Source organism: Candidatus Margulisiibacteriota bacterium (genome assembly GCA_031268855.1).
In the GTDB taxonomy this organism is placed as follows: Bacteria; Margulisbacteria; Termititenacia; order Termititenacales; family Termititenacaceae; genus Termititenax.
This window is the reverse complement of record JAIRWS010000045.1, coordinates 1-20,481: the sequence shown is the minus strand read 5'-3', so window position 1 is coordinate 20,481 and position 20,481 is coordinate 1. Positions and strand designations below refer to the sequence as shown.

The following is a 20,481-nucleotide window of genomic DNA, read 5'->3' as shown; positions in this document are numbered from 1 at the left end:
AAACAGTACGGGGAAGGTGCGGAGCAGTGAAAGTTTTAGCAAGCGATAAATTATCCAAAGACGGCATTGCGGTTTTTGAAAAAGCCGGCCTGCAAGTCGACCTCAAAACCGGTCTGCCCGAAGACGAGCTGGTTAAAATTATTCCCGAATACGACGCGCTGATCGTGCGCAGCGAAACCAAAGTCACGCCCAAAATTATCAAGGCCGGACAGAAACTCAAAATTATCGGCCGCGCCGGAGTTGGCGTGGACAATATTGACCTGCCGTCCGCGACCGAGCAGGGCATTATTGTTGTGAATTCTCCCGAGGGCAATACGATCGCCGCCGCCGAGCATACGCTGGCGATGATGCTGTCTATGGCGCGCAAGATACCGCAGGCTTACGACACGCTGGTCAAAAATCACAAATGGGATCGCTCGCTGTTTCAAGGCGTGGAATTATACGGTAAGACGCTCGGCGTGGTAGGGCTGGGCAAGATCGGCTCGCATGTCGCCAAATGCTGTCTGGCTCTGGGCATGAAAGTCGCGGCCTATGATCCTTTTGTGACCAAAGAATACGCCGAGAGTCACGGCATCGAGATAAAAAAACTTGATGAGGTTTTGCAGGAGGCGGATTTTCTCACTTTGCATATACCCAAGACAAATGAGACCAAAGGCCTCATTAACAAGGAAAAATTTGCCCTGATGAAAAAAGGTGTGCGCATCGTCAACTGCGCGCGCGGCGGCATTATCGTCGAGGCTGATCTGGCTGACGCTCTGGCCAGCGGGCAGGTGGCCGGCGCGGCCATTGACGTATTTGAAGATGAGAAAAAAGCGATCGAGTCGCCGCTGCTGACGCGGGAATTACCGACTTTGGTGGCCGTGCCGCATCTTGGCGCGTCGACAGCCGAAGCGCAGATCAATGTGGCGGTGGATGTGGCGCAGCAGATCGTTACGGTTTTGCAGGGCGGCAGCGCTTCCGCGCCGGTCAATATTCCGACCATGAAGCCCGCGCTGCTTGAGCCGGTCAAGCCCTATCTCGGTCTGGCGGAAAAAATGGGGCGTTTTATCGGCCAGGTGGTCAAGGACACTTTTTCCGAAGTGGAGATCAATTATAAAGGAGAGATCGCCGCTGTCGATCCGTCGCCGCTGTCCACTATTATATTGAAAGGCATTCTGGAAGCCGTAAACCCCGAAGGCCATGTCAATTTTGTCAACGCGCCGCTGATCGCCAAAGAAAAAAATATCACAGTGAAAAGCGCGCGCACGGAAAAAGTCCACGATTACGCCAATGAAATAGAGATCGTCGTCAACACCAAAAAAGGCAAAGCCTCGATCTGCGGCTCATTGTTTGCCTCGGTCGGCGGGCGCATTATCAATGTTGACGGCTTCACCCTGTCGGCTATACCGGAAGGCATTTTGCTAGTGCTCTCCCATCAGGATAAACCCGGCGTGGTCGGCCAGCTTGGCGGCATACTTGGCGAAGCCAGGGTCAATATTGCCGGACTGCAGGTTGGCCGTGAAAAGATCGGCGGCAAAGCGATTATGCTGATCAACATTGACAATGAACTTGACGCCGCGACGCTGGCCAAAATTTCCAAAATCGACGGCCTGCTGGATAAGGCGCGCATTGTGAAGTTTTAAATCATGCTAGCGCCGTTCTGGCCAAAACTGTTTTTGTTTGGCTTTATTGGGGCGGTGGTCTATACAGATCTTAAACGCCAAGAAGTGCCGTATTTTTGTTCTTTAGGTTTTCTTGCTCTGCTGTATTTTCAGGAAAATTATCACGGCTTATTTTTCGGCAACCTGCTGATCTGGCTGGCCTTGTTTTTGCTGATCAAAGGCCTGGAAAAATTTCATTACCGCCGGCCGGTTTTTGGCGGCGCGGATTTTTTGCTTTTTTTCGGCACGGCTTTGTATTTCGAACCAGCGCGGTATATTTTGTTTTTATTCCTGTCATTTTTTCTCGGTATGCTGGTTGCGCTGGGGCTGCTGGCCAGCCGCAGGGTCAGTAAAGACGCCGTCCTGCCGTTTGCGCCGTTTATCATGGCGGCGTTTGTCATTGTGGAATACTGGGGCGGCGCGCTGCTGAAAATGTACGAGAGTTTTTATGCGTAAAGGCTTTACTTTAGTTGAGTTGAGTTTGACGATTTTTATAATCGCGCTGATCGGCGCGGCGGCTTTGACCGGACTGGAGCATTATCGGCAAAAAGCCGAACTGCGTTTTCAGCAGGGCGTCATTGAAGAATATTTGCTTTGGGCTAAACAAGAGGCTGTAACGCGGCAGCGCGATATTGATCTGTTGTTTTTTGAAAAAGGCTTTACCGTGCAGAGCAGCCGCGGGGTTTTAAAAGAAATTGCGCTGGCCAAACCGTTCACGGTTTCCAGTCTGCGTCTGGGCTTCAATGCTGACGGCAATCCGCGTTTTGCCGGTACGCTGTATCTTTACCGCCGCGGCCAGACCGCCGCGAAAATGACCGTGACTGTCGGCAGCGGCTTGATCACGTGGAGTCCGCAATGAAACACGCCTATTCGTATTTGGAATTGATTATCGTGCTGGGGATTTTGGCGCTGCTCTTCAGTTTTTTTCTGCTCTGGCAGCGCGGCTACGCGCGCGGTCTGCGTGAAGCGACAGAGTATTATCAAGAGAAGGAAATTATCCTCAACCGCAGCGAGTTAAACCAGGCGGACAGGGTCAGCGATTTTTCCGGCCTGAAAAAATATGAGCTGGATTGGCGCGGGCAGAAAATTATCTGGCTCAATTAAACGGCCGGAACAGTTCCGCTGCGGGGTTTGGCGGAAATTAATTTTTGGTTTTTGGCTTTTTTACCGATTGAAATTCTTCCGGCAGATGCTCGGGCAAGACGGTGTCACCCTCTTCCAGAGTGATGACGCGCTGAACGAGATGCTCCAGCTCGCGGACATTGCCGGGCCAGGAATATTTTTCCAGAATATCCAGCGCCGCCGGACTGATCTTGGTGAAATTGCCGTGGTAAAGCTTGTTGTAGCGTGTCAAAAAATGCTCGGCCAGTAAAGCAATGTCACCCTGGCGTTCCCGCAAAGGCGGAATTTCCAGCGGCACCACTTTGAGCCGGTGGTACAGATCCGCGCGGAATTTTTTCTCCTTGATGCAGGCCTGCAGATCTTCGTTGGTCGCGGAAATAAACCGCACATTGAGCGGTATCGGTTTGACGCCGCCGACGCGCTCCAGTTCTTTTTCCTGCAGGACACGCAGCATTTTGGCCTGCATCAGCAGCGGCATGTTGCCGATCTCGTCGAGAAATATCGTGCCGCCCTGCGCCAGCTCAAATTTGCCGTACTTGCGCTCCTCCGCCGAAGTAAATGACCCGCGTTCATGGCCGAAAAGTTCGGTTTCCAGCAGTTCGTTTGGTATGCCGCCGCAATTCACCGCGATAAAAGGTTTGGCGGCGCGCGGCCCCAGCGCGTGGATGGCGTGCGCCGCTAGCTCTTTGCCGGTGCCGGTCTCGCCGGTGATGAGCGCCGCCGCCGTGGTTTTGGCGATTTTTTGGATTTTCTTGAAGAGCTCCTGCATGACCTTGCTCTCGCCCAGGATCTGCGGGCCGCGTACCGGCTCGAGTTCGGCTTCGAGCGCCAGGTTTTTTAAAACAAGGTCTTTCTTTTTGACGGCCTGCGCGCAGGTGTGTAGCAGTTGTTCCGGTTCGGCTGGTTTGACCAAAAAATCAAAAGCGCCCTTTTTCAAAGCCTGCACCGCGGTTTTGGCGTCGCCGACAGCGGTGAGCATGATGACTTCCAGCTGCGGCTGGGATTTTTTGATATTTTCCAGCACATCCAGACCGCTCAGATCTGGCATGCGTATATCACAGAGCACCACATCGACAGCGGTTTTTTTCAATTCACCTAATCCGGCGGCTCCGTTGCCGGCCTCGATCACCGTGTAGTTTTTGGCAAGCATCAAACCGGTGGTCTGGCGCAGATCAGCGTCATCGTCAATTACCAGCACGATCGGCTTTAGCGCCGGCGTTTTTGTTTCTGACCAGTATTTGGTATACATGAAATGGCATTGTAGCCAAAAAACAGGGTGTAAATCAAGGTAATTTGTAGTAAAATGTCACTCATACTAACTGTGGAGGGTTTAGCATGAAAAAAGCTTTTATCATGATAACTGGTTGTTTTCTGTGCATGGGATTTTTGCTGTCGGCCGCTGAGCCTGTGGCTGGCGTGGCTTCGGAATACGATAAGGTTTTGCTCATCGAAAATTTTGATGACGGCAATATCAGCGCCGCGCCGGAGTGGTGGAAATTCGACCGGCTGGAGACAATTATTGCCGAGTCTAAAGACCGCCGCCGCGGCCAAGCCTATCTCCAGTTGACCGGCAAAGCGGAAAATTATTATGTTGGCGGCCTGGGCGCTTATATTGGCAAAAGCGCCGCGGAGTACAACGCTCTGGCGCTGGATATTTACGGCTCAGGTTTGAACAGCGGCACGCTGCGCATCCAGCTTTTTGACGACGACAATGGCACGTATCAGGTCGAGCAGGACAAAAATTTCAAGCCGACGTCAGACGATCAATTAGAGTACGAGATCGTCGTGGACTGGGAAGGCTGGCGCACGGTGGAAATTCCGTTCAGCCGTTTCGTGGATGTCAACCCCGGTATCGGCAATGACCGCTGGGATGCCGGCACGGCCGGAGGGTCTGGCGGTTTGCTGCATATACAGATCATTGCGCTGTCCAATACGCCAGCCGGCCGCTTGAATGTCGGTTTGGATAATTTGCAATTGGTGAAATTGGCCAAATAAAAAAACAAAGGAGTTTTTATGCGCAAAATAATCCTGCTGGGCGTGTTGATCGGTCTGCTGGCGGCTAATCCCGAAGCGGTCAATCTGGAGGTCAATGTGGTGGGTAATACTTTTACGCTGGAGCTGCAGGATGCCAGCGCGTTTCCGGCGGCCGGCGCTTTTGATCTCGGCTCGCTCGCGCCGGGCAGCAAAGATTTTCCGGTGACAGGCGTGATCGTGGCCGGCTGTAAATCCAACAGCGGCCGGCAATGGTATTTGCAGGTCGAGGAGACCGAGCCTCTGAGCGATCTGGCCAAAGGGCTGACCTTGCCGGAAGGCTCTCTGCTGGTGCGCGGCCTGCTGTCGGCGCGTTCGCCCAACGGCAAAAATCTGCCGGGCAATCTGGTGGCGGCCGAGCAAAAAGTGCTCAGCCGGCCGAACATCGTTTATTCCAGCACCGCGCGCGGCGACGCCGGTTTCAATAATTATGAAGGCACGTATGTTCCGCTGAATTTTGGCGTGAAAGTACCGGACGCGATGCCGGAAGGCAATTATTCCGGACGCGTGCTGCTGACTCTGACCGAATAAAACCGCGGGATTGCACAATGAAAAAAGCGCTTTTTCTAATCTTGCTGGCCGCTGTTTTAAGCGCCGCTGCTCAGATCAGTTTTGACCCGACGCGGCGGGATGTCCGTTTTAACGCGGAAGTCGGCAACGGTTATTACGGCGAACAAGATGGTCAGATCAGATTTAAAGTCATCAACCGCACGGCTGGCAAAGACGTGACTGTGTACGCTTGGCTGGAGGAGCCGCTGTCTATGGAAGATCTGCGCTTCAAGGATAGCGTTTTGGAATGGCAGATTTATTCTCCACAAAAAACCAACGGACTAAGCTCTACGGGGTTTAACAGCTGGGCGCCGTATCACGGCAGGCCGGTGCCGGTTTTGACTATTGATAAAACTTATCAGACCGGAGGAGATGTTGAGGTGCTGCTGGGCACAACATTACGCTGGGTGCCGTCCGTGCAGCCCAACGGTGTTTACAATACTAAAATTTGGTTTGAAGTTGAGGAAGAAATTTAGAAATTATAGAAAGGGGAATTTATTTTGAAAAAACTATTCTTGGCAATCCTGTTGATGTGCGGTCTGGCCAGCGCGTTGACCACTATCTCTATCGACCGCCCGTCGATTTTTTTGGAGACGGACAGAGGTTCGGCGGTTACGCACAGGATCAATCTGACGAACCGCAACAGCACAGATCTAAAATTGCTTGTCTACACTAATGACTGGCTGCACACCGCCAAGGGCGGTAAAGAATTTTTAGAGCCGGGCGGCTCGCGGTTTTCCTGCGCGGATTGGCTGACCCTGGAGGCGGAGAGCATCGTGGTGCCCGCCAATTCCACGCTGCCCTTTTCTTTCACTTTGCGCACACCGGAAGACGCCGCTGGCGGACACCAAGCGGTGATTTTTTTTGAGACCGATCTGCCGGGCACTGGCAATATCCATTATGGCGCGCGCGTCGGCTCGCTGGTTTATCAGAAGACCAGAAAATACACGGAAGATTTTCTCGACACGCAGAGATTAAAAGCCGCCAAACAAAACGGCGTGTATAGTTACGACATCAACCTGCGCAACAGCGGCAATGCCTGGAACAGCGCGCACGGTTTTGTGGCGCTGGTCGTCGACGGCGAGGCTTTGGAAGAAGTCGAGCTCTTTACACGCGGCTTGCTGCCAGACGATACGGCGCGCTACACTGGCGTTTTTAACCGCCGCACTACGGTTGACAGTAAAGCGCGTGTGGAAATTCTGTATATGCTGGAAGATGCCAATGGCGCGTTGCAGACCGGACAATTGCTGACCGCGGACTCGGCGCAGGCGGTGGCCGGCGCTAAACTCTGGGTAGAAAAATTTGAGCCGGAACACAACCAGACTAAAAATACTTTGCAGATCCGCTGTGATATTGCCGCTGCGGCAGCTATGACGATCAAACCGGCGCTCACTATTTACGATACGGCGACCAATCAGCGGGTCAAAACTGTGGAGTTCAACGCCAAGCAGATCAAGCCCGGCAAGGTCGAAACGCTGAATGTGAGCTGGCCGATCGGCTTGCCGGGGTCTATTCCCGCGGGCGAATATGTTTGCGTGCTGACCGTACAAAACGACGCGGATACGCTGATGGAAGAAAAGATAATTAGGATCAAATGATGAAAAAATTTTGTCTGGCCTTGATTTTGTTCGCCGCTGCAGCCGGCGCGGCGCAGATCGAGCTGACCGCTGGAGCGTCTTATAGTTTTAGGCCGTCGGCCAAAATAACGCGTTTTGTCAACGCCGCGCCGGCTGTTGTCGAGGTGTCGCTCACGGCCGATGGCGCGCTGCTTATTCAGGCCAAAGAACGCGGCGAAGCGCGGCTTTTTTACTGGACTGACCGGCAGGAAATTTTGTTCGTGCGGGTTAACGGCCGTAAACAAACGACAGCCGCGGCCGCGCGCCGCCTGGCCAAAAATAACGGCCAGTGGGAAGCTTATCTGAAATTTGATCCGGTCAACGCCACGCCGGTCAACCAAAAAATGATCTTAAATTCACTGAAATATTCCGCCGCGGTCGGCGCTCTGGATCTGGATTTTTACACGCGTTACCGCCACAACGCCGCGGCTAACGGCAACGACATTGGCGAGGTCGAGTTGCTGACCGCGCGCTTGGCCGGCCGCGGCGGTTTTGTGGAGATCGGCGATACTACTGTTCGTTACTCGGAGCTGGCCGTGCCGTACCTTGAGCTGCAGGGCGCGTCCGGCCGTTACAGTTTTAGCCAGACTCTAGCGCTGGACGGTTTTGTCGGCCAGCGGCCGGGGAATTTTTGGGGACGCGAAGTCGGCGAAAATTATATCGCGGACAAAGACCGCGAAGTGTCGGTCGGCGGCGCGCGGCTCAGCTGGCGGCCGCTGGAAAATCTTAATCTTGGTTATTTAACAGCCTCGCGCCGGGCGGAAACGGACAATCTGCTGGGCAGCTATTCTTTGCACTCCGCGGAGATCGGTTACCAATGGGCAGATTATGCGGCGGTGGTGGAATTGGCCGAGTCGCAAAAAGACCATGCTGGCGCCACACGCACCGAGCTGCATTACGACACGGAGAAATACGGCTGGCAGATCGCTTACCGCGACATCGCGCCGGACTACCGCGCTTTGTCAGATTATTTCAATTATGCCGGTATGCGCGGCTGGTATTTTTACGGCAGCGCGCGGCCTTTGCGGTTGCTGTCTTTGAGCGGTTCTTACGAGACTTATTTGCAGCGTTTCGAGCGGGAAAAGCTGACCAATCCGGATTATATTGTTGAGCGTCTGCGCTTGCGTTTAGGTTTGGACAAAGTGCTTTTTTTCCGGCCAGCGGTTTCGTATTACAGCAATTACCGCGACAATTTCCGCTCCAGCGGCATCAACGCGCAGTTGTATGAGATCGAGCTTTGGCGGCGGCGACTATGGGCTGCTTATAATCTCTCGACCTGGCGTTACGAGTCGCCGTCCGCGGAGTATTCTACTGACCGCACGGAAGCCGGCTTGAATTACCGGCAGGATTGGTTTGGCTACCGGATCACCCGCGTCGACGAGCGGGCGCGTTATATTTTCGGTGGCAATACTTCCGCTTCGTCTGGCTGGGATCTGGTGGCGTCTCTCGGTGAATTCAAACTGCCGTACAACAGCAAATTTTCGATCAGTCACTGGTATCAGACGCGCAAAAATACTCTGGACACGCTGGACAAAAATAAAAACAGCCTGCGTCTGGCTTTTGGCCAATCTTTCGGCGACCTGTACTGGTATCTCAACGGCGTGGCCTCGCGGGAAAATTCTTTGTTTTATGAATACGAAGGCGAAGATTATGACCGCGAAGGTTATTATTATCACGACAAGCTGACCCAGTCGGAGATCTCCGGAGGTCTGGTTTATAAGTTCTAATGTTTAAGTCAAAGTTGTTTTTGGCCTTTTGGGTTTGCTTAAATTTCCTGCGGGCGGACGTTTTAATAAACGCAATTGTTTGGGAAAAACAAACCTTGAGCGTGATCGGCAGCGCGCCGCTACAAGTTTCTTTTGAGCAAACTGCTGGCGGCTACCGTTTGTTGCTGTCCGGCGCGGTTTTAAACATACCGCATCCGCAGCGGCTGTATTTTACCGGCGATTTGTTGACTTCAATTGTTTACGATCAGCGCTCGCTCAATCCGGGATTGGTGGAAATCCAGCTTAAAACCGCCCAAAAATTGCAGCCCGCGGTTTTTCGGGAAAACGGCGGCAATAGTTTTATTGTGAAATTTACCGCGCTGCCGCCGCCTAAAACTCCGCCAACTGGCAATCTGCGCCTGGGACTGGTGGAAATCGTTTCGGAAGATGATAACAGTCTGCGTTTGACTTTTTTTTCGACCGGCAATGTGCCACTCAATTATAAGGTCAGCCGCTTCACCGCGCCGGAACGGCTGGCGCTGGATTTTCCGGCGACAGCGCTGGGTATAGATAAAGAGATCGCTTTACCCTATGGTCCGGCGGCGCGGCTGCGCGCCAGCCAGTTTACCTGGGAACCGCTGCAGGCCCGGGTGGTTTTGGATCTGAATACTAATTATGCCGCGTATGAACAGGCACAGGACAGTCCGTATACTTTGCGGGTTTTGGTCACGCCGTCCGCGGCAGAAAAAAATTTTGCCGCAAGCACGGCGGCTGTTACGGTTTCGCCAGTGTCTCCAGCGGTGCAGTCTGTGACAAAATCCGCGGCCGCGGTGACCGCTTCCGCGCCGCCGCAAGTTTCGGTTTTGAAAGGCGCGCGCGTGGCGATCATTGCCGGGCACGGCGGCTCCGATCCGGGCGCGATCTCCAAGCGCGGGCACAAAGAAAAAGACCTCACACTGGCGATTGCCAAACGGCTGCAGGCTTTGCTGCGTGAAAAAGGCGCGGTGGCTTTGCTCAACCGCGAAGGCGACGAAGGCATGTCGCTGGACAAACAGGCGCAGTTTGCTGAGAGCAACAAAGCCGATTTATTGGTCAGCGTGCATCTTAATTCTTTTGTCAATGAGACCGCCAGCGGCGCGGAAACTTTTTATTACAAACCGGTGGATCAGGCGCTGGCCAAAGCAGTGCATGAGGAGCTGCTCAAGATCACCGGCCAAAAAGACCGCGGCTTGCGCAAATCTATGCTGCACAATCTCAATCATACTACTATGCCCGGCGTGCTTATCGAGCCGCTGTTTATGTCCAATCCCAAAGAAGAAAAATTAGTCCTCACGCCGGAATTTCAGCAAAAACTTGCGCAGGGTATAGTTTCCGGTCTGGAACGGCATTTGGAGAATAAAAATAAATAAGTTAAACGGATAGTTTTGCCTAACTTACGAAATTCCCTTTTCCGCTAAAAACTCGACCAGCTCGACCAGCCGCGCGGAATAGCCGGATTCGTTGTCGTACCAGGCGGAGAGCTTGACCAGCTGGCCGGTGGTAGCGGTCAGCGAAGTGTCAAAAACACAGGACGAAGTGTCGGACATGAAATCGACAGACACGACTTTTTCCGCGGTGTAGCTCAAGATCCCGGGCAGAGCCGCGGAGCGAATTTTGTACAATTCATTAAGGTCTGCGCCGGACGCCGGTTTTTCCAGCTGCGCGACCAGCTCGACCAGCGCGACATTGGGCGTCGGCACGCGCAAAGCCCCGCACTCTATTTTCCCCTTGAGGTCAGGCAAGACCAAGCCGAGCGCTTTTTCCGCGCCGCTCTGTACGGGAATGATCGACAGCGCGGCGGCGCGTCCCTGCCGCATATCCTCGTGCGGCAGATCCAGCACTTTTTGCTCATTGGTGTAAGAATGTACGGCGGTCATAACGCCGTTTATGATCTGATAATTTTCGTGCAGGATTTTGGCCAGCACCGCCGCGCAATGTGTGGTCGGCGACGCGCTGGAAATAATATGCTGCGCTGCGGCTTGATATTTTTCTTGATTGACGCCGAGCACTATAGTGATGTCCGCATTTTTGGCCGGCGCGGAGATGATGACTTTTTTAGCGCCGGAAGACAGATGTTTTTGCGCGTCCTCGCGGCTGGTAAAAAGACCGGTCGACTCGATCACTATATCCACGCCCAGTTTTTGCCAGGGCAGACGCGCCGGATCGCGCTGGGCCAGGATCTGGATCTTTTGCCCGTTGACCAACAGCGCCTCGTCGGTGAAATCCACTTCTCCGGAAAAACGCCGGTGTAGCGAATCATACTTGAGCAGATAAGCCAGCGTCGCCGCATTGGTCAGGTCATTGACAGCCGCTACTTCGATATCGGGGCGGTTTACGGCCATGCGTAAAAAATTACGGCCAATTCGTCCAAAACCGTTGATCGCCACGCGGGTCATGCGGGGAATTGTAACACGAAATTTGTCAGCCTTTTTCGTATTCGTCCTGTATCTCCCCGACAATCTCTTCCAGTAAATCCTCAAAAGTCACCAGACCGACGGTTTTTTTATCGCGGTTTTGCACAATAGCAATGTGAATATGCTGGAAGCGCATGTAGCGCATGACCTGAGCGCTTTTTTGGTCGATATAGACGATGTAAGGCGCCCGGATCAGGTCTTTAAATTCATTGATCCGCTGCTGTTCATAATTCAGCGTGTAATGAATTTTTTGCAGCAGGTCTTTGAGATAGAGCACACCGATAATATTTCGGTGGCTGCCGCTGTAAACTGGAACGCGCGACGGCAGGCGGTTTTTGATTTGGCGAAAAAGGGTTTCAATAGTGTCGGTCGCGCTGACCGAGATGACATTATCGAGCGGCGTCATGATTTCGCCCACAAAAGAATCCCCAAAACGGATCACGTCGCGCAGCATATTTTTTTCTTCTTTTTCGATCACGCCGGTTTCTTGCCCGGCGTCGATGATCGAGAGCAGCTCTTCCTCGGTCATCAGGCTGTTTTTACCGAGGGGCTGCCCGCCCAGCAGGGTTATCACCAGATTGGAAAATTTATTCAAGCTAAAAACCAGCGGTTTGAAAAGATGCGCCAGAAAAACAATAATGCGGCTGGAAAAAAGCGCGAAATACCGCGCTTTGGACAGGCCGACATTTTTGGGTGTGACTTCGCCGAAGACCAGCACGATAAAAGTGACGCACAGCGTGGCGATGATCGTCGTGTAGGTCTCATTCTCAATGCCGAAATTGCGCAGGATTTTTAAAGTGATCAGCGTGCCCAGCGCGGACAGCATGATATTGACGAAATTATTGCCGATCAAGATCGTCGCCAGCATGATGCCCGGGTTTTCTTTGAGAAACAGCGCGGATTTGGCGCCTTTGACTTTGCGCTTTTTAAGATAACCGACCTGATGCTTGGGCAGCGAAGTCAGCGCGGTTTCCGAACAGGAAAAAAAAGCCGAAGCCAGGAGCAGAATAATGCTGAAAATAATTTCCAGAATCATTGACGGAAAAACTCCCAAATTTTTGCCCCGAAAATCAGCAGGCCGATCAAGACCGCGTTGAGCGCTGTGAGCAAAACCGCGCCAGCCGCGGCGTCTTTGGCCAGTTTGGCTTCCGGCTGGTGTTTTCGGGTAACCAGATTGACACTGGCTTCCAGCGCGGTATTGAGCAGCTCGGCAAAAATTACCAGTGTGATCGTCAAAAGCAAGACCGCCCATTCACCGGCGGAGAGTTTAAAAATAAACCCCGCCGCGGCCGCCAGCGCCGCCGCCGCGCAATGAATACGCAGATTTCTTTCTTGCCGGAACGCCTGGCGGATGCCCTGAATAGCACAAGCCAGACTGGGCCATAAACGGCGGTTTTTAGAGCTCACTGGATTCTCCCCGTAATTATTATTTTATATTTTTTGCGCAGATACGCCAAGTAGCGCTGCTCGGCTTTTTGCATACGGGCGGTTTCGCGCGGCGTGCTGTGGTCATGCCCCTGCAGATGACAAAGGCCGTGAATGAGCAGGTAGAGCAGCTCCTTGGCTAAAGTATTGCGGTATTTTCGGGCATTGGCCGCCGCGGCTGCCGGACAGATAATAATGTCCCCGCAGTCAAAAGACAGCACATCCGTCGGTTGATTTTGCCCGCGGAATTTTTTGTTTAATTTTTGGATCATGGCTTGGTCGCACAGCGTGACGGAAACTTCCGACAAACCGCTTTTCCGCAAAAGAGCGCTGACAATAGCGCGGTCGATTTTTACTTGAACCAGTTTGTTTAGGTAGTGCATGGTTAAAATATGCTAGTCTTTGCTTTGGTCATTGTAGGCGATTCTATTGTGGAACATATTGCCGATGGTCTGCTGTAGAGAAGCGCGGATTTTGCTGATCTCCCGAAAAGTCAGCGGACTGTCGTCGAGCTGGCCGTTGTCGATCTTGTCCTTGATAATGCGGCTGATCAGGTTATTGACGCGCGACGGTGTCGGTTTTTCCAGCGTGCGCACCGCGGCTTCGCAGGAATCGGCCAGCATAATGATCGCGGCTTCTTTTGTGCGCGGCTTGGGGCCATGATAACGAAAATCATCTTCATTGACCGTGGTTTTTTCGCTCTCGGCGGCTTTCTCATTGGTTTCTTTAAACGTATGAAAAAAATACGACATGACGTTGTCGCCGTGATGCTGCTGAATAATATCGATGATCGGCCGCGGCAGTTTGTATTCTTTGCCCAGCGCCGCGCCGTCTTTGACGTGCGAAATAATGATGATCGCCGACATCTGCGGGTTGAGCTGATTGTGCGGATTGTCAAAAGCGTGCTGATTTTCCACGAAAAAAAGCGGCCGTTTGATCTTGCCGATGTCGTGATAATATGCGCCGACTCTGGAGAGCAGAGCATTCCCCTTTATGGCTTCTGTGGCGGCCTCGGCCAGATTGGCGACGGTCAGCGAGTGATGATACGTGCCCGGCGCTTCCATCAGCAGCCGTTTGAGCAGCGGATTATTGGGGCTGGCCAGCTCCAGCAGTTTGGTCGGCGTGACAATATAAAAAATATCCTCAATGTACGGCAGCAAACCGATGATGATCACTGTCGAGGCTAGAGCCGAAAGCAGCATGGCCGCGGCGTTGCCGTGCAAAGTGTGAAAGTCGCTTTGCCCGAGCAGGCAGAATAAAAACATTGTGCCGATGCCGGCCAGCGCGCTAAGCAAAGCCGAATAAGCCAGCGAGTTGCGCTCCAGCCGGCTGCTGGACAATTGGATCAGAAACAAACCCTGAGACGTGTACACTATAAAAAAATAAAACCAGTTTTCAGGATTTTGCAAAGCCAGCACAAAAGCCAGATAAACGGTCAGATAGATCGCCACCGAGCGATTGCCGTAGACAAAACCGTAGATCGCCACCGCCGCGGCGACCGGCACCAAAAATGGATTAAACGGCAGCAGATAGTTGGCGGCCAGCAGCGCCGCGCAGGAAATTAAAGCCAGCAAAATAAAGATCCGCCGCGTAAAGACAATACTGCGCGCATGCATGGTCAGTATTTTGTTGACGATCAGTCCGAGCGCCGCGCCGTTGAGGATAGTCAGCGCCAGCGCGCGCGGCCACTGCCAATCCGCCAGCACCGGCCAAACGAGGATCGCCGAAGATATGACAAACCACAGCAGGCCGATCAGATTTTCGACCGTGTCAGTCTCGCGTAAAAAATCCTGCCAAACTTTATTTTTTTTAAAGGCCATTATTTGATCCTCTTGATCTTCGCGCCCAGCCGCGAAAGTTTTTCCGTCAGTTTTTCGTAGCCGCGTTCGATATGCTCAATATCATAGATCGTCGTCTCGCCCTGCGCCGCCAGTCCAGCCAGCCAAAGCGCCGCGCCCGCGCGCAGATCGGTGGCTTTGACTTCTGCGCCAGAAAGTTTGGGCACACCCTTAATTATAGCAATCCTTTCTTTGATGCGGATATTGGCGCCCATGCGCTGCAGCTCGCTGGTGTGCATAAAACGGTTTTCAAAAATTGTTTCGCGGATAGTGCTCATGCCGTCCGCCAGCGCTAGATAAGCCATGATCTGCGCCTGCATGTCCGTCGGAAACCCCGGGTGCGGACTGGTGACGATGTCGGTGCTGCGGCAGACGCCACTGGCCGCCGCTTCGATAGAATTATTTTTAATGGTCAATTTGGCGCCAGTGCTGGCCAGCGCGGAAAGCGGCGCGGAAATATCCGCCGGACGCACATTGTGAACTGTGACTTTGCCATGCGTGATCAAACCGGCCAGCAGCATGGTTCCGGCTTCGATGCGGTCAGGAATGATCGTATGTTTTACGCCGGAGAGTTTGCTGACGCCTTTGATCGTGATTGTCGAGGTTCCCGCGCCGCTGATTTTGGCGCCAGCTTTATTGAGCAGCTCAGCCAGGTCAACGATCTCCGGCTCCTGCGCGGCGTTGGTGAGCGTGGTCGTGCCTTCGGCCAGCGTGGCGGCCATCATAATATTTTCCGTGGCGCCCACGCTGGGAAAAGAAAAATCCACAGGCGCGCCCTTGAGTTGGGGGCAGCGGATCTCAATGAAGCCGTGTTCCAGCCGGACTTTAGCGCCCAGAGCCTCAAAGCCCTTGAGATGAATATCTACCGGCCGCGAACCGATCGCGCAGCCGCCCGGCATTGGCACGCGCACCATGCCGACTCTGGCCAAAATCGGCCCCGCGATAAAAAACGAAGCCCGCATTTTCGTGACGAGCTCATAGGGGATCAAATGCTTGATTTGTTTTTTATTGTAAACACGGATATTGTTGCCGTTTTGTTCGGCGACGATGTTGATCGAGCGCAGCATACGCACCATAGTCGTAATGTCGGTTAATTCGGGCACATTGGTAATTAAACTCTCGCCGTCCAGCAGCGCCGTGGCGGCCATGATCGGCAGCGCGGAATTTTTGGCGCCGGAAATATTAACCGCGCCGTACAAAGGCTGTTCGCCGATTATTTTGACTCTGGCCATAAGATCCTTTTTTTCAGCCGCAAGGCCGCGATCAGTAATACCACAATTATAACTAGAAACCACAAGTAAGAGTATATTCCGGAAGTTACGGAAAGCAGCACGGCGGCTAGATTGAGCGCGACTGAAGCGGAATACAGCAGCGCCACTACTTCGCGCTGGCTGTCTTTGTAATAATTTAGCAGAATATGATGCAGATGCCCGCGGTCGGGCAGGAAAATATTCACACGGTTTTTGAGCCGGCGGACAATAGCCAGCGCCGTGTCGGCCAGCGGGATCAGCAGCGAGAGCAGCGGTATGCCCAGCGCGATAATTGTCGCGCTCTTGAGCACGCCAGTGATCGAACAGACCGCCAGCAAATAGCCCAGCAGCAGCGAGCCGGTGTCGCCTAAAAAGATCGAAGCGGGGTGAAAATTGAAACGCAGAAAACCGGCCGTGGCGCCGCAAAGCGCGAGCAGCAAAAAAACCACGTGCGGCTGATCGGTCAGGAGAGAAATAATAAAGAGCGCGAAAGCCGAGATCAGCGCGATGCCGCTGGCCAGCCCGTCCAGACCGTCGATCAGATTGATGATGTTCATGACCACCAAGATCCAAAAAACCGAAAGGATTTTGCTGAAAACGCCAAGCTCGATTATTTGCAGGGACAGGAGGTGTTTGAGGTAATTGATCTCAATGCCGCAACACACCACCAGGACAGCGATAACGGTTTGGCCGAGAAGCTTGACCGACCACGGCAAAGAATAAATATCATCGACAAAACCCAGCGCCACGGTCAGCAGGCCGCCGCTCAGGATGACGATCATTTCGTGGCTGAAAATATTGCCGTAAAAAATCCGGCTGACACCCAGCGCGGCGATAATACCGAGAAAGATCGCCAGCCCGCCGAGCTTCGGCGTGGGGCGCGCGTGAATTTTGCGCTGGCTGGGACAATCGATCGCGTTGGAATAAATGGCCAGCTTTTTGACCGGCCAGACGGCGGCCAGAGAGGTGAGCAGCGCGGCCAGAAAAGTGTCTAAATAGGCGAGGACGATTTGTAAACTCCTTTTTCCGCAATCAGCTTGCGCAGTTTTTCGATCACCTGTTTATAAATACGGGTGGTCTGCGATTCGGAAATGCCGATCGCTTCGCCGATCTCTTTGAAAGTCTTATCGTGCTTGAAACGGCTGATAATGATAAATTTTTCTTTGCGGTCGAGTTTTTGCAGAGCTTCGTTTAAAACCACGCCGGATTCGATTTTGTTTTCAAAACTATTATCCTGCTCGACGGCCAGATAAATATTGGACGCGTCAGTTACCCAATTGTAGAGCCGCGTCGGCGAAGCCTTGGTGATATAACGGATCTGGTCGCGCATAGCTCCGCTGATGCGCGAATAGGCCAGCGGCCAGACGTCCTCGTTGCGCTCGGGATCCCAGACTTTGAGCGTCTCAAAAAACTCAATGCGCGCGACATTGGCGATATCGTCGCCCTCGGTATTGACCACATGCGTCGGCAGCGAAGAAAAATATTTGTTGATGAGATAATTTATCTTGCTGTTGTATTTTTTAAGTATCTGGTCGGAATATTTTTCGGTCAGGTGTTTTTTAATGTCTTTATCAACCGTTTTTTTGACCTTTTTCCAGATTTCTTCCACCCGCGCCGCCTCTGTCATTTAACTCAATTCCCTTTCGATTTTTTGCAAGTATTCATCACCGCAGGCGGCTTCCGCGTCATCACTCTCCAGCAGCACGCTGGCGTAAAAACGATAGGCCTCGCGCCATTTATCCCGAAAGTACTCTCTTTCTTTGGCGGAAAATTTTTTCAAAGCCTTGAAAATGTCCTCGATAGTGGCGGCCTGCGCGACTGGCGCCGCCGACAGGTCGACATCCCCCCAGCCTGTTAAGTATTTAAAACTTACCGGATTATAACCTGTCATATTCCCTCTTGGAATTTATTATACACTATTTTTAGGAAAGAATAGGGTAAGTATCGAACGCCAAGCTCCCCGAAAATAATACCAAGCAAAGTATCGCTAAAAGTTGTAACACGCCCAGCCGTTTTTATCGCCACTGGCTTTCAGGCGGCCATCCAAACGCGGAAAAAAACAGCCCAAGAGTACAATTTTTACGATTTATAAATGTAAAATCTTTTTTTGGCGTGCTATTTCTTTTATCAATTCTTTTTCAGTCGGTAAATAAAGCATATATTTAGAAGCAAATATTTGTTTGTTGTCTTTCGGCAAAGTATACTTGACTACCGCTTCGCTTTTATCAGCACACAAAATTAAACCAATCGGCGGATTATCGCCTTCCTGTCTTAATTCCCTGCTGAAATAATTTACATACATCTGCATTTGCCCTAAATCCTGATGCGTCAAATCGTCCATTTTCAAGTCCACCAACACAAAGCATTTTAAAATGTAATGATAAAATACGAGGTCGATATAGAAATCTCGCCCATCAAAAGATATACGTTTTTGTCTGGCCACAAAAGAGAAACCTCTGCCTAATTCCAACAAGAATGATTGCAAGTGATCTATGATGGCTGTTTCTAAATCTTTTTCATATAAATTAGGCGCAGGAGAAACGTCTAAAAACTCCAAAACATACGGACTGCGAATAAAATCCTTGGGCCGAGCAGGTTGTTCAACTCTCATTATTTCTTTAGAGACTGCCTTTTTATCACGGCTGGATAATAGCCTTTCATAAAAATGAGTGTTTATCTGACGTTCTAATTGTCTGGTACTCCATCTGGACTTTACGCATTCGCTCATATAAAACTGACGGGCGCCGACATTATCAATACGCATTAAAAATCTATAATGTGTCCAGCCCAAATCACCACGCAGTGCGTGGCGATTTGGAAATGTCAGATAAAACTGACGTATATCCCTTATATTTGAAATAGCGAACCCCTTGCCAAATTCTTTGGTCAATTCTTTAGAAAGTGTCAATAATACTTCTTCGCCATAATTGGCGCGCTTCTTGCCGTGCTGTTCTTCCTCGATAATCCGCTTGCCGATTAACCAATACGCCTGCACCATAGCGGAATTTACAGCGGTATAGGCTTGCGCTCTGGCCTGTGTGAGTATCTGCTTGATTTCGACAATATAATTTCTGGCTAATTTGTTTGTCATCCGAGTATAAGAATATCACTGATTATCGAAATCTTATAGGGTAATGAAAATGGTTTTGCCGACACCACCGGACAAGTTTCGTCTGCTGTCATATATGGCTCCCCGAGTAGGACGACTTCGTTCGCTGCGCTCACTCGTGGTCCATCAGTTTTGAAAACACTATTTTCGCCCGAGCAATATTTCGGCTGGTATTAATGCCAAGCTCCCCGAGTAGGACGACTTCGTTCGCTGCGCTCACTCGTGGTCCATCAGCTTTGGAAACACTATTTTCGCCCGAGCAACATTTCGGCTGTTATTAATGCCAAGCTCCCCGAGTAGGACGACTTCGTTCGCTACGCTCACTCGTGGTCCATCAGTTTTGAAAACACTATTTTCGCCCGAGCAATATTTCGGCTGGTATTAATGCCAAGCTCCCCGAGTAGGACTCGAACCTACGACCCAATGATTAACAGTCATTTGCTCTACCGACTGAGCTATCGGGGAATGTACACCACAGTATTCTATAACCTATATTACAAACTAACAATAACTACAATCCGTAACACGAAACAGTGGCCGCGTCAGCGGACGCTGTTAGCTATCGGGGAATGAAAGTTGTTTTATTTTATTACCTAATTTACAAATTAACAATAACTACGCTACGTTACCTGAAACAACGGCCGCGTTAAGCGGGCGTTGTTAGCTATCGGGGAAAGATACTACTGTATTCTATTATGTAAATTACAAACAGACAATGACTATAGCCCATCTGATAAAATTTATTTATATATTCTTAAAGCGCTATTTTGGGCAATTTGCTTAAAATCTCGATCCTTATGCAGAATAGGGATATCCGCCAGCAGAGCATACGCCGCAATGAGACAATCCGCCGAGGCGCGGATAGTGGCTCCTCTCTTGCGCAACCGTCTGTATAAATTTACAGCCTGTTCCGTGACAAGCATTATCGTTGGTGAAAACCATTTTTTTGTCGCCGGATATTTCACAAAAACCCTTGCCATGAGGACACTTCGGAGCTATCCGAAGCCTTGGTTGCTGAGCGGTCTGGGACGGGTGAGCCCGTATCCTACAGATACGCTGGTAAAGCATCTAAGTGTCCGGTCGGTGAACGGAGTATCCTACGGATACGCTGGCGAACCGACATAATCGCTGTCTATCGGTCACTTCGACTTCGCTCAGTGACCGGGCAAACTAACAGCCACTATACAAGGACATAATATATTCTATAGATACTATTAAAAAATAAACTCACTGTATTTTTTCAATAAAGATCACAGTGCAAAAGGCGGGGCGATTGTCAGCTGTCTGTGAACCGGCATAGTCCACGGAAATGTCTGTTTTTGCGTTTTCGGCATAAATTGTGACGGTGCGTCCCCAATTTCCTGACCACTCACCACGTCTACCTCTACCAATCGGAGTTTCTTCATAGTTATCGCCACTGTAAGCATTCGACATTGTGAAAGGCACTGGATGTCCATGTCCATTATCGGTCACGCCATGATTGTGATACGGTACCTCTGTAGTATCCGTGCCGCCGGTCTGGCCATACTCAGCGTATCTACCGCCGCGCAAAAATTTACCAGCCAGATTGATGGTTCTGCCGTCCGAACCGTCGCAGATTTTCCAGATTGTTTTGAATTCCGAACTGGCTTCGTCCCAGGCGGCGGAGCTAAAAGGCAGTATTGTGCCTTTCGGGAAAAAAGCCAGCGTCTTCAGTGAAGCCAGCAAGGCCAGCTGCGCGTCGGTCAATTTATCCTGTTTGG

At 51.6% G+C, this 20,481-nt stretch carries 24 protein-coding genes and 1 tRNA gene; 11 read left to right on the top strand and 14 right to left on the bottom strand.

Annotated features, from left to right (window positions below; all coding sequences use genetic code 11):
* The first annotated feature begins 26 nt into the window (after positions 1-26).
* From serA to LBJ25_02980, 4 genes are read left to right on the top strand one after another with little or no spacing between them, the layout of a single operon-like run.
* Entirely contained in the window at positions 27-1,622 is a 1,596-nt protein-coding gene (gene serA / locus LBJ25_02995) for a phosphoglycerate dehydrogenase (protein ID MDR1452924.1), read from the top strand.
* A 3-nt stretch (positions 1,623-1,625) separates the two neighbouring features.
* A complete protein-coding gene (locus tag LBJ25_02990) occupies positions 1,626-2,096 on the top strand; it encodes a prepilin peptidase (GenBank protein ID MDR1452923.1) in 471 nt (156 codons plus the stop codon).
* Positions 2,089-2,499: a prepilin-type N-terminal cleavage/methylation domain-containing protein gene (locus LBJ25_02985; GenBank protein MDR1452922.1), complete on the top strand. Its 411-nt coding sequence runs from the start codon at positions 2,089-2,091 to the stop codon at positions 2,497-2,499. Before LBJ25_02990 ends, LBJ25_02985 begins: the two co-directional genes overlap by 8 nt.
* On the top strand, positions 2,496-2,744 hold the full coding sequence (locus LBJ25_02980; protein MDR1452921.1) for a hypothetical protein: 249 nt from the start codon (positions 2,496-2,498) through the stop codon (positions 2,742-2,744). Before LBJ25_02985 ends, LBJ25_02980 begins: the two co-directional genes overlap by 4 nt.
* A 37-nt stretch (positions 2,745-2,781) precedes the next feature.
* Here the strand turns inward: LBJ25_02980 and LBJ25_02975 are convergent, their stop codons facing one another.
* Positions 2,782-4,011 (bottom strand): sigma-54 dependent transcriptional regulator, encoded by a 1,230-nt coding sequence (locus LBJ25_02975; GenBank protein MDR1452920.1) that lies wholly within the window; start codon positions 4,009-4,011, stop codon positions 2,782-2,784.
* Between the two features lie 86 nt (positions 4,012-4,097).
* On the opposite strand from LBJ25_02975, the gene LBJ25_02970 reads away from it, so the two are divergent.
* The 6 genes from LBJ25_02970 to LBJ25_02945 are packed head-to-tail and all read left to right on the top strand — an operon-like array spanning position 4,098 to position 10,073.
* Positions 4,098-4,757, top strand: coding sequence for a hypothetical protein (locus LBJ25_02970; GenBank protein MDR1452919.1), 660 nt, complete (start codon positions 4,098-4,100; stop codon positions 4,755-4,757).
* Positions 4,758-4,775: 18 nt separating this feature from the next.
* Positions 4,776-5,324, top strand: a complete 549-nt coding sequence (locus LBJ25_02965; protein MDR1452918.1) for a hypothetical protein — start codon at positions 4,776-4,778, stop codon at positions 5,322-5,324.
* A 17-nt stretch (positions 5,325-5,341) separates the two neighbouring features.
* Complete coding sequence (locus tag LBJ25_02960) at positions 5,342-5,818, top strand: hypothetical protein (GenBank protein ID MDR1452917.1); 477 nt, start codon at positions 5,342-5,344, stop codon at positions 5,816-5,818.
* 24 nt (positions 5,819-5,842) lie between these two features.
* The gene (locus LBJ25_02955) at positions 5,843-6,940 is read left to right on the top strand and encodes a hypothetical protein (GenBank protein MDR1452916.1); all 1,098 of its coding nucleotides are present in this window, start codon (positions 5,843-5,845) and stop codon (positions 6,938-6,940) included.
* Positions 6,937-8,685: a pilus assembly protein N-terminal domain-containing protein gene (locus LBJ25_02950; GenBank protein MDR1452915.1), complete on the top strand. Its 1,749-nt coding sequence runs from the start codon at positions 6,937-6,939 to the stop codon at positions 8,683-8,685. Before LBJ25_02955 ends, LBJ25_02950 begins: the two co-directional genes overlap by 4 nt.
* Positions 8,685-10,073 (top strand): N-acetylmuramoyl-L-alanine amidase, encoded by a 1,389-nt coding sequence (locus LBJ25_02945; protein ID MDR1452914.1) that lies wholly within the window; start codon positions 8,685-8,687, stop codon positions 10,071-10,073. Before LBJ25_02950 ends, LBJ25_02945 begins: the two co-directional genes overlap by 1 nt.
* 24 nt (positions 10,074-10,097) lie before the next feature.
* Here LBJ25_02945 and gap read toward each other — a convergent pair whose 3' ends face one another.
* The 7 genes from gap to LBJ25_02910 are packed head-to-tail and all read right to left on the bottom strand — an operon-like array spanning position 10,098 to position 16,412.
* Entirely contained in the window at positions 10,098-11,099 is a 1,002-nt protein-coding gene (gene gap, locus LBJ25_02940) for a type I glyceraldehyde-3-phosphate dehydrogenase (GenBank protein MDR1452913.1), read from the bottom strand.
* Positions 11,100-11,124: 25 nt separating this feature from the next.
* On the bottom strand, positions 11,125-12,153 hold the full coding sequence (locus LBJ25_02935) for a hemolysin family protein (GenBank protein ID MDR1452912.1): 1,029 nt from the start codon (positions 12,151-12,153) through the stop codon (positions 11,125-11,127).
* On the bottom strand, positions 12,150-12,524 hold the full coding sequence (locus LBJ25_02930; GenBank protein ID MDR1452911.1) for a diacylglycerol kinase family protein: 375 nt from the start codon (positions 12,522-12,524) through the stop codon (positions 12,150-12,152). Before LBJ25_02930 ends, LBJ25_02935 begins: the two co-directional genes overlap by 4 nt.
* Entirely contained in the window at positions 12,521-12,925 is a 405-nt protein-coding gene (gene ybeY / locus LBJ25_02925) for an rRNA maturation RNase YbeY (protein ID MDR1452910.1), read from the bottom strand. Before ybeY ends, LBJ25_02930 begins: the two co-directional genes overlap by 4 nt.
* 12 nt (positions 12,926-12,937) lie before the next feature.
* The gene (locus tag LBJ25_02920; GenBank protein MDR1452909.1) at positions 12,938-14,362 is read right to left on the bottom strand and encodes an HDIG domain-containing protein; all 1,425 of its coding nucleotides are present in this window, start codon (positions 14,360-14,362) and stop codon (positions 12,938-12,940) included.
* The gene (gene murA, locus LBJ25_02915) at positions 14,362-15,612 is read right to left on the bottom strand and encodes a UDP-N-acetylglucosamine 1-carboxyvinyltransferase (GenBank protein ID MDR1452908.1); all 1,251 of its coding nucleotides are present in this window, start codon (positions 15,610-15,612) and stop codon (positions 14,362-14,364) included. The genes LBJ25_02920 and murA overlap by 1 nt, the downstream gene beginning before the upstream one ends.
* The gene (locus LBJ25_02910) at positions 15,594-16,412 is read right to left on the bottom strand and encodes an undecaprenyl/decaprenyl-phosphate alpha-N-acetylglucosaminyl 1-phosphate transferase (GenBank protein ID MDR1452907.1); all 819 of its coding nucleotides are present in this window, start codon (positions 16,410-16,412) and stop codon (positions 15,594-15,596) included. Before LBJ25_02910 ends, murA begins: the two co-directional genes overlap by 19 nt.
* 3 nt (positions 16,413-16,415) lie before the next feature.
* On the opposite strand from LBJ25_02910, the gene LBJ25_02905 reads away from it, so the two are divergent.
* The gene (locus LBJ25_02905; protein ID MDR1452906.1) at positions 16,416-16,625 is read left to right on the top strand and encodes a hypothetical protein; all 210 of its coding nucleotides are present in this window, start codon (positions 16,416-16,418) and stop codon (positions 16,623-16,625) included.
* Here LBJ25_02905 and LBJ25_02900 read toward each other — a convergent pair.
* From LBJ25_02900 to LBJ25_02875, 6 genes are all read right to left on the bottom strand, one after another.
* Complete coding sequence (locus LBJ25_02900) at positions 16,622-17,257, bottom strand: sigma-70 family RNA polymerase sigma factor (GenBank protein MDR1452905.1); 636 nt, start codon at positions 17,255-17,257, stop codon at positions 16,622-16,624. The two genes, LBJ25_02905 and LBJ25_02900, sit on opposite strands and share 4 nt — an antisense overlap.
* Positions 17,258-17,521: a hypothetical protein gene (locus tag LBJ25_02895; GenBank protein MDR1452904.1), complete on the bottom strand. Its 264-nt coding sequence runs from the start codon at positions 17,519-17,521 to the stop codon at positions 17,258-17,260.
* A 195-nt stretch (positions 17,522-17,716) separates the two neighbouring features.
* A complete protein-coding gene (locus tag LBJ25_02890; GenBank protein ID MDR1452903.1) occupies positions 17,717-18,721 on the bottom strand; it encodes a PDDEXK nuclease domain-containing protein in 1,005 nt (334 codons plus the stop codon).
* Between the two features lie 410 nt (positions 18,722-19,131).
* A tRNA-Asn gene (locus tag LBJ25_02885) sits at positions 19,132-19,204 on the bottom strand.
* A 275-nt stretch (positions 19,205-19,479) separates the two neighbouring features.
* Positions 19,480-19,662, bottom strand: a complete 183-nt coding sequence (locus LBJ25_02880; GenBank protein ID MDR1452902.1) for a PIN domain-containing protein — start codon at positions 19,660-19,662, stop codon at positions 19,480-19,482.
* A gap of 304 nt (positions 19,663-19,966) precedes the next feature.
* A partial coding sequence (locus LBJ25_02875; protein MDR1452901.1) for a hypothetical protein occupies positions 19,967-20,481 on the bottom strand: 515 nt, incomplete at its 5' end.

Bases quoted from the DNA above. Each gene is read 5' to 3' on its own strand.
- LBJ25_02990 (MDR1452923.1), top strand. From the start codon at position 1,626: ATGCTAGCGCCGTTCTGGCCAAAACTGTTTTTGTTTGGCTTTATTGGG.
- LBJ25_02985 (MDR1452922.1), top strand. From the start codon at position 2,089: ATGCGTAAAGGCTTTACTTTAGTTGAGTTGAGTTTGACGATTTTTATA.
- LBJ25_02980 (MDR1452921.1), top strand. From the start codon at position 2,496: ATGAAACACGCCTATTCGTATTTGGAATTGATTATCGTGCTGGGGATT.
- LBJ25_02975 (MDR1452920.1), bottom strand. From the start codon at position 4,011: ATGTATACCAAATACTGGTCAGAAACAAAAACGCCGGCGCTAAAGCCG.
- LBJ25_02970 (MDR1452919.1), top strand. From the start codon at position 4,098: ATGAAAAAAGCTTTTATCATGATAACTGGTTGTTTTCTGTGCATGGGA.
- LBJ25_02965 (MDR1452918.1), top strand. From the start codon at position 4,776: ATGCGCAAAATAATCCTGCTGGGCGTGTTGATCGGTCTGCTGGCGGCT.
- LBJ25_02960 (MDR1452917.1), top strand. From the start codon at position 5,342: ATGAAAAAAGCGCTTTTTCTAATCTTGCTGGCCGCTGTTTTAAGCGCC.
- LBJ25_02950 (MDR1452915.1), top strand. From the start codon at position 6,937: ATGATGAAAAAATTTTGTCTGGCCTTGATTTTGTTCGCCGCTGCAGCC.
- LBJ25_02945 (MDR1452914.1), top strand. From the start codon at position 8,685: ATGTTTAAGTCAAAGTTGTTTTTGGCCTTTTGGGTTTGCTTAAATTTC.
- gap (MDR1452913.1), bottom strand. From the start codon at position 11,099: ATGACCCGCGTGGCGATCAACGGTTTTGGACGAATTGGCCGTAATTTT.
- LBJ25_02935 (MDR1452912.1), bottom strand. From the start codon at position 12,153: ATGATTCTGGAAATTATTTTCAGCATTATTCTGCTCCTGGCTTCGGCT.
- ybeY (MDR1452910.1), bottom strand. From the start codon at position 12,925: ATGCACTACCTAAACAAACTGGTTCAAGTAAAAATCGACCGCGCTATT.
- LBJ25_02920 (MDR1452909.1), bottom strand. From the start codon at position 14,362: ATGGCCTTTAAAAAAAATAAAGTTTGGCAGGATTTTTTACGCGAGACT.
- murA (MDR1452908.1), bottom strand. From the start codon at position 15,612: ATGGCCAGAGTCAAAATAATCGGCGAACAGCCTTTGTACGGCGCGGTT.
- LBJ25_02910 (MDR1452907.1), bottom strand. From the start codon at position 16,412: ATGATCGTCATCCTGAGCGGCGGCCTGCTGACCGTGGCGCTGGGTTTT.
- LBJ25_02900 (MDR1452905.1), bottom strand. From the start codon at position 17,257: ATGACAGAGGCGGCGCGGGTGGAAGAAATCTGGAAAAAGGTCAAAAAA.
- LBJ25_02895 (MDR1452904.1), bottom strand. From the start codon at position 17,521: ATGACAGGTTATAATCCGGTAAGTTTTAAATACTTAACAGGCTGGGGG.
- LBJ25_02890 (MDR1452903.1), bottom strand. From the start codon at position 18,721: ATGACAAACAAATTAGCCAGAAATTATATTGTCGAAATCAAGCAGATA.
- LBJ25_02880 (MDR1452902.1), bottom strand. From the start codon at position 19,662: ATGCTTGTCACGGAACAGGCTGTAAATTTATACAGACGGTTGCGCAAG.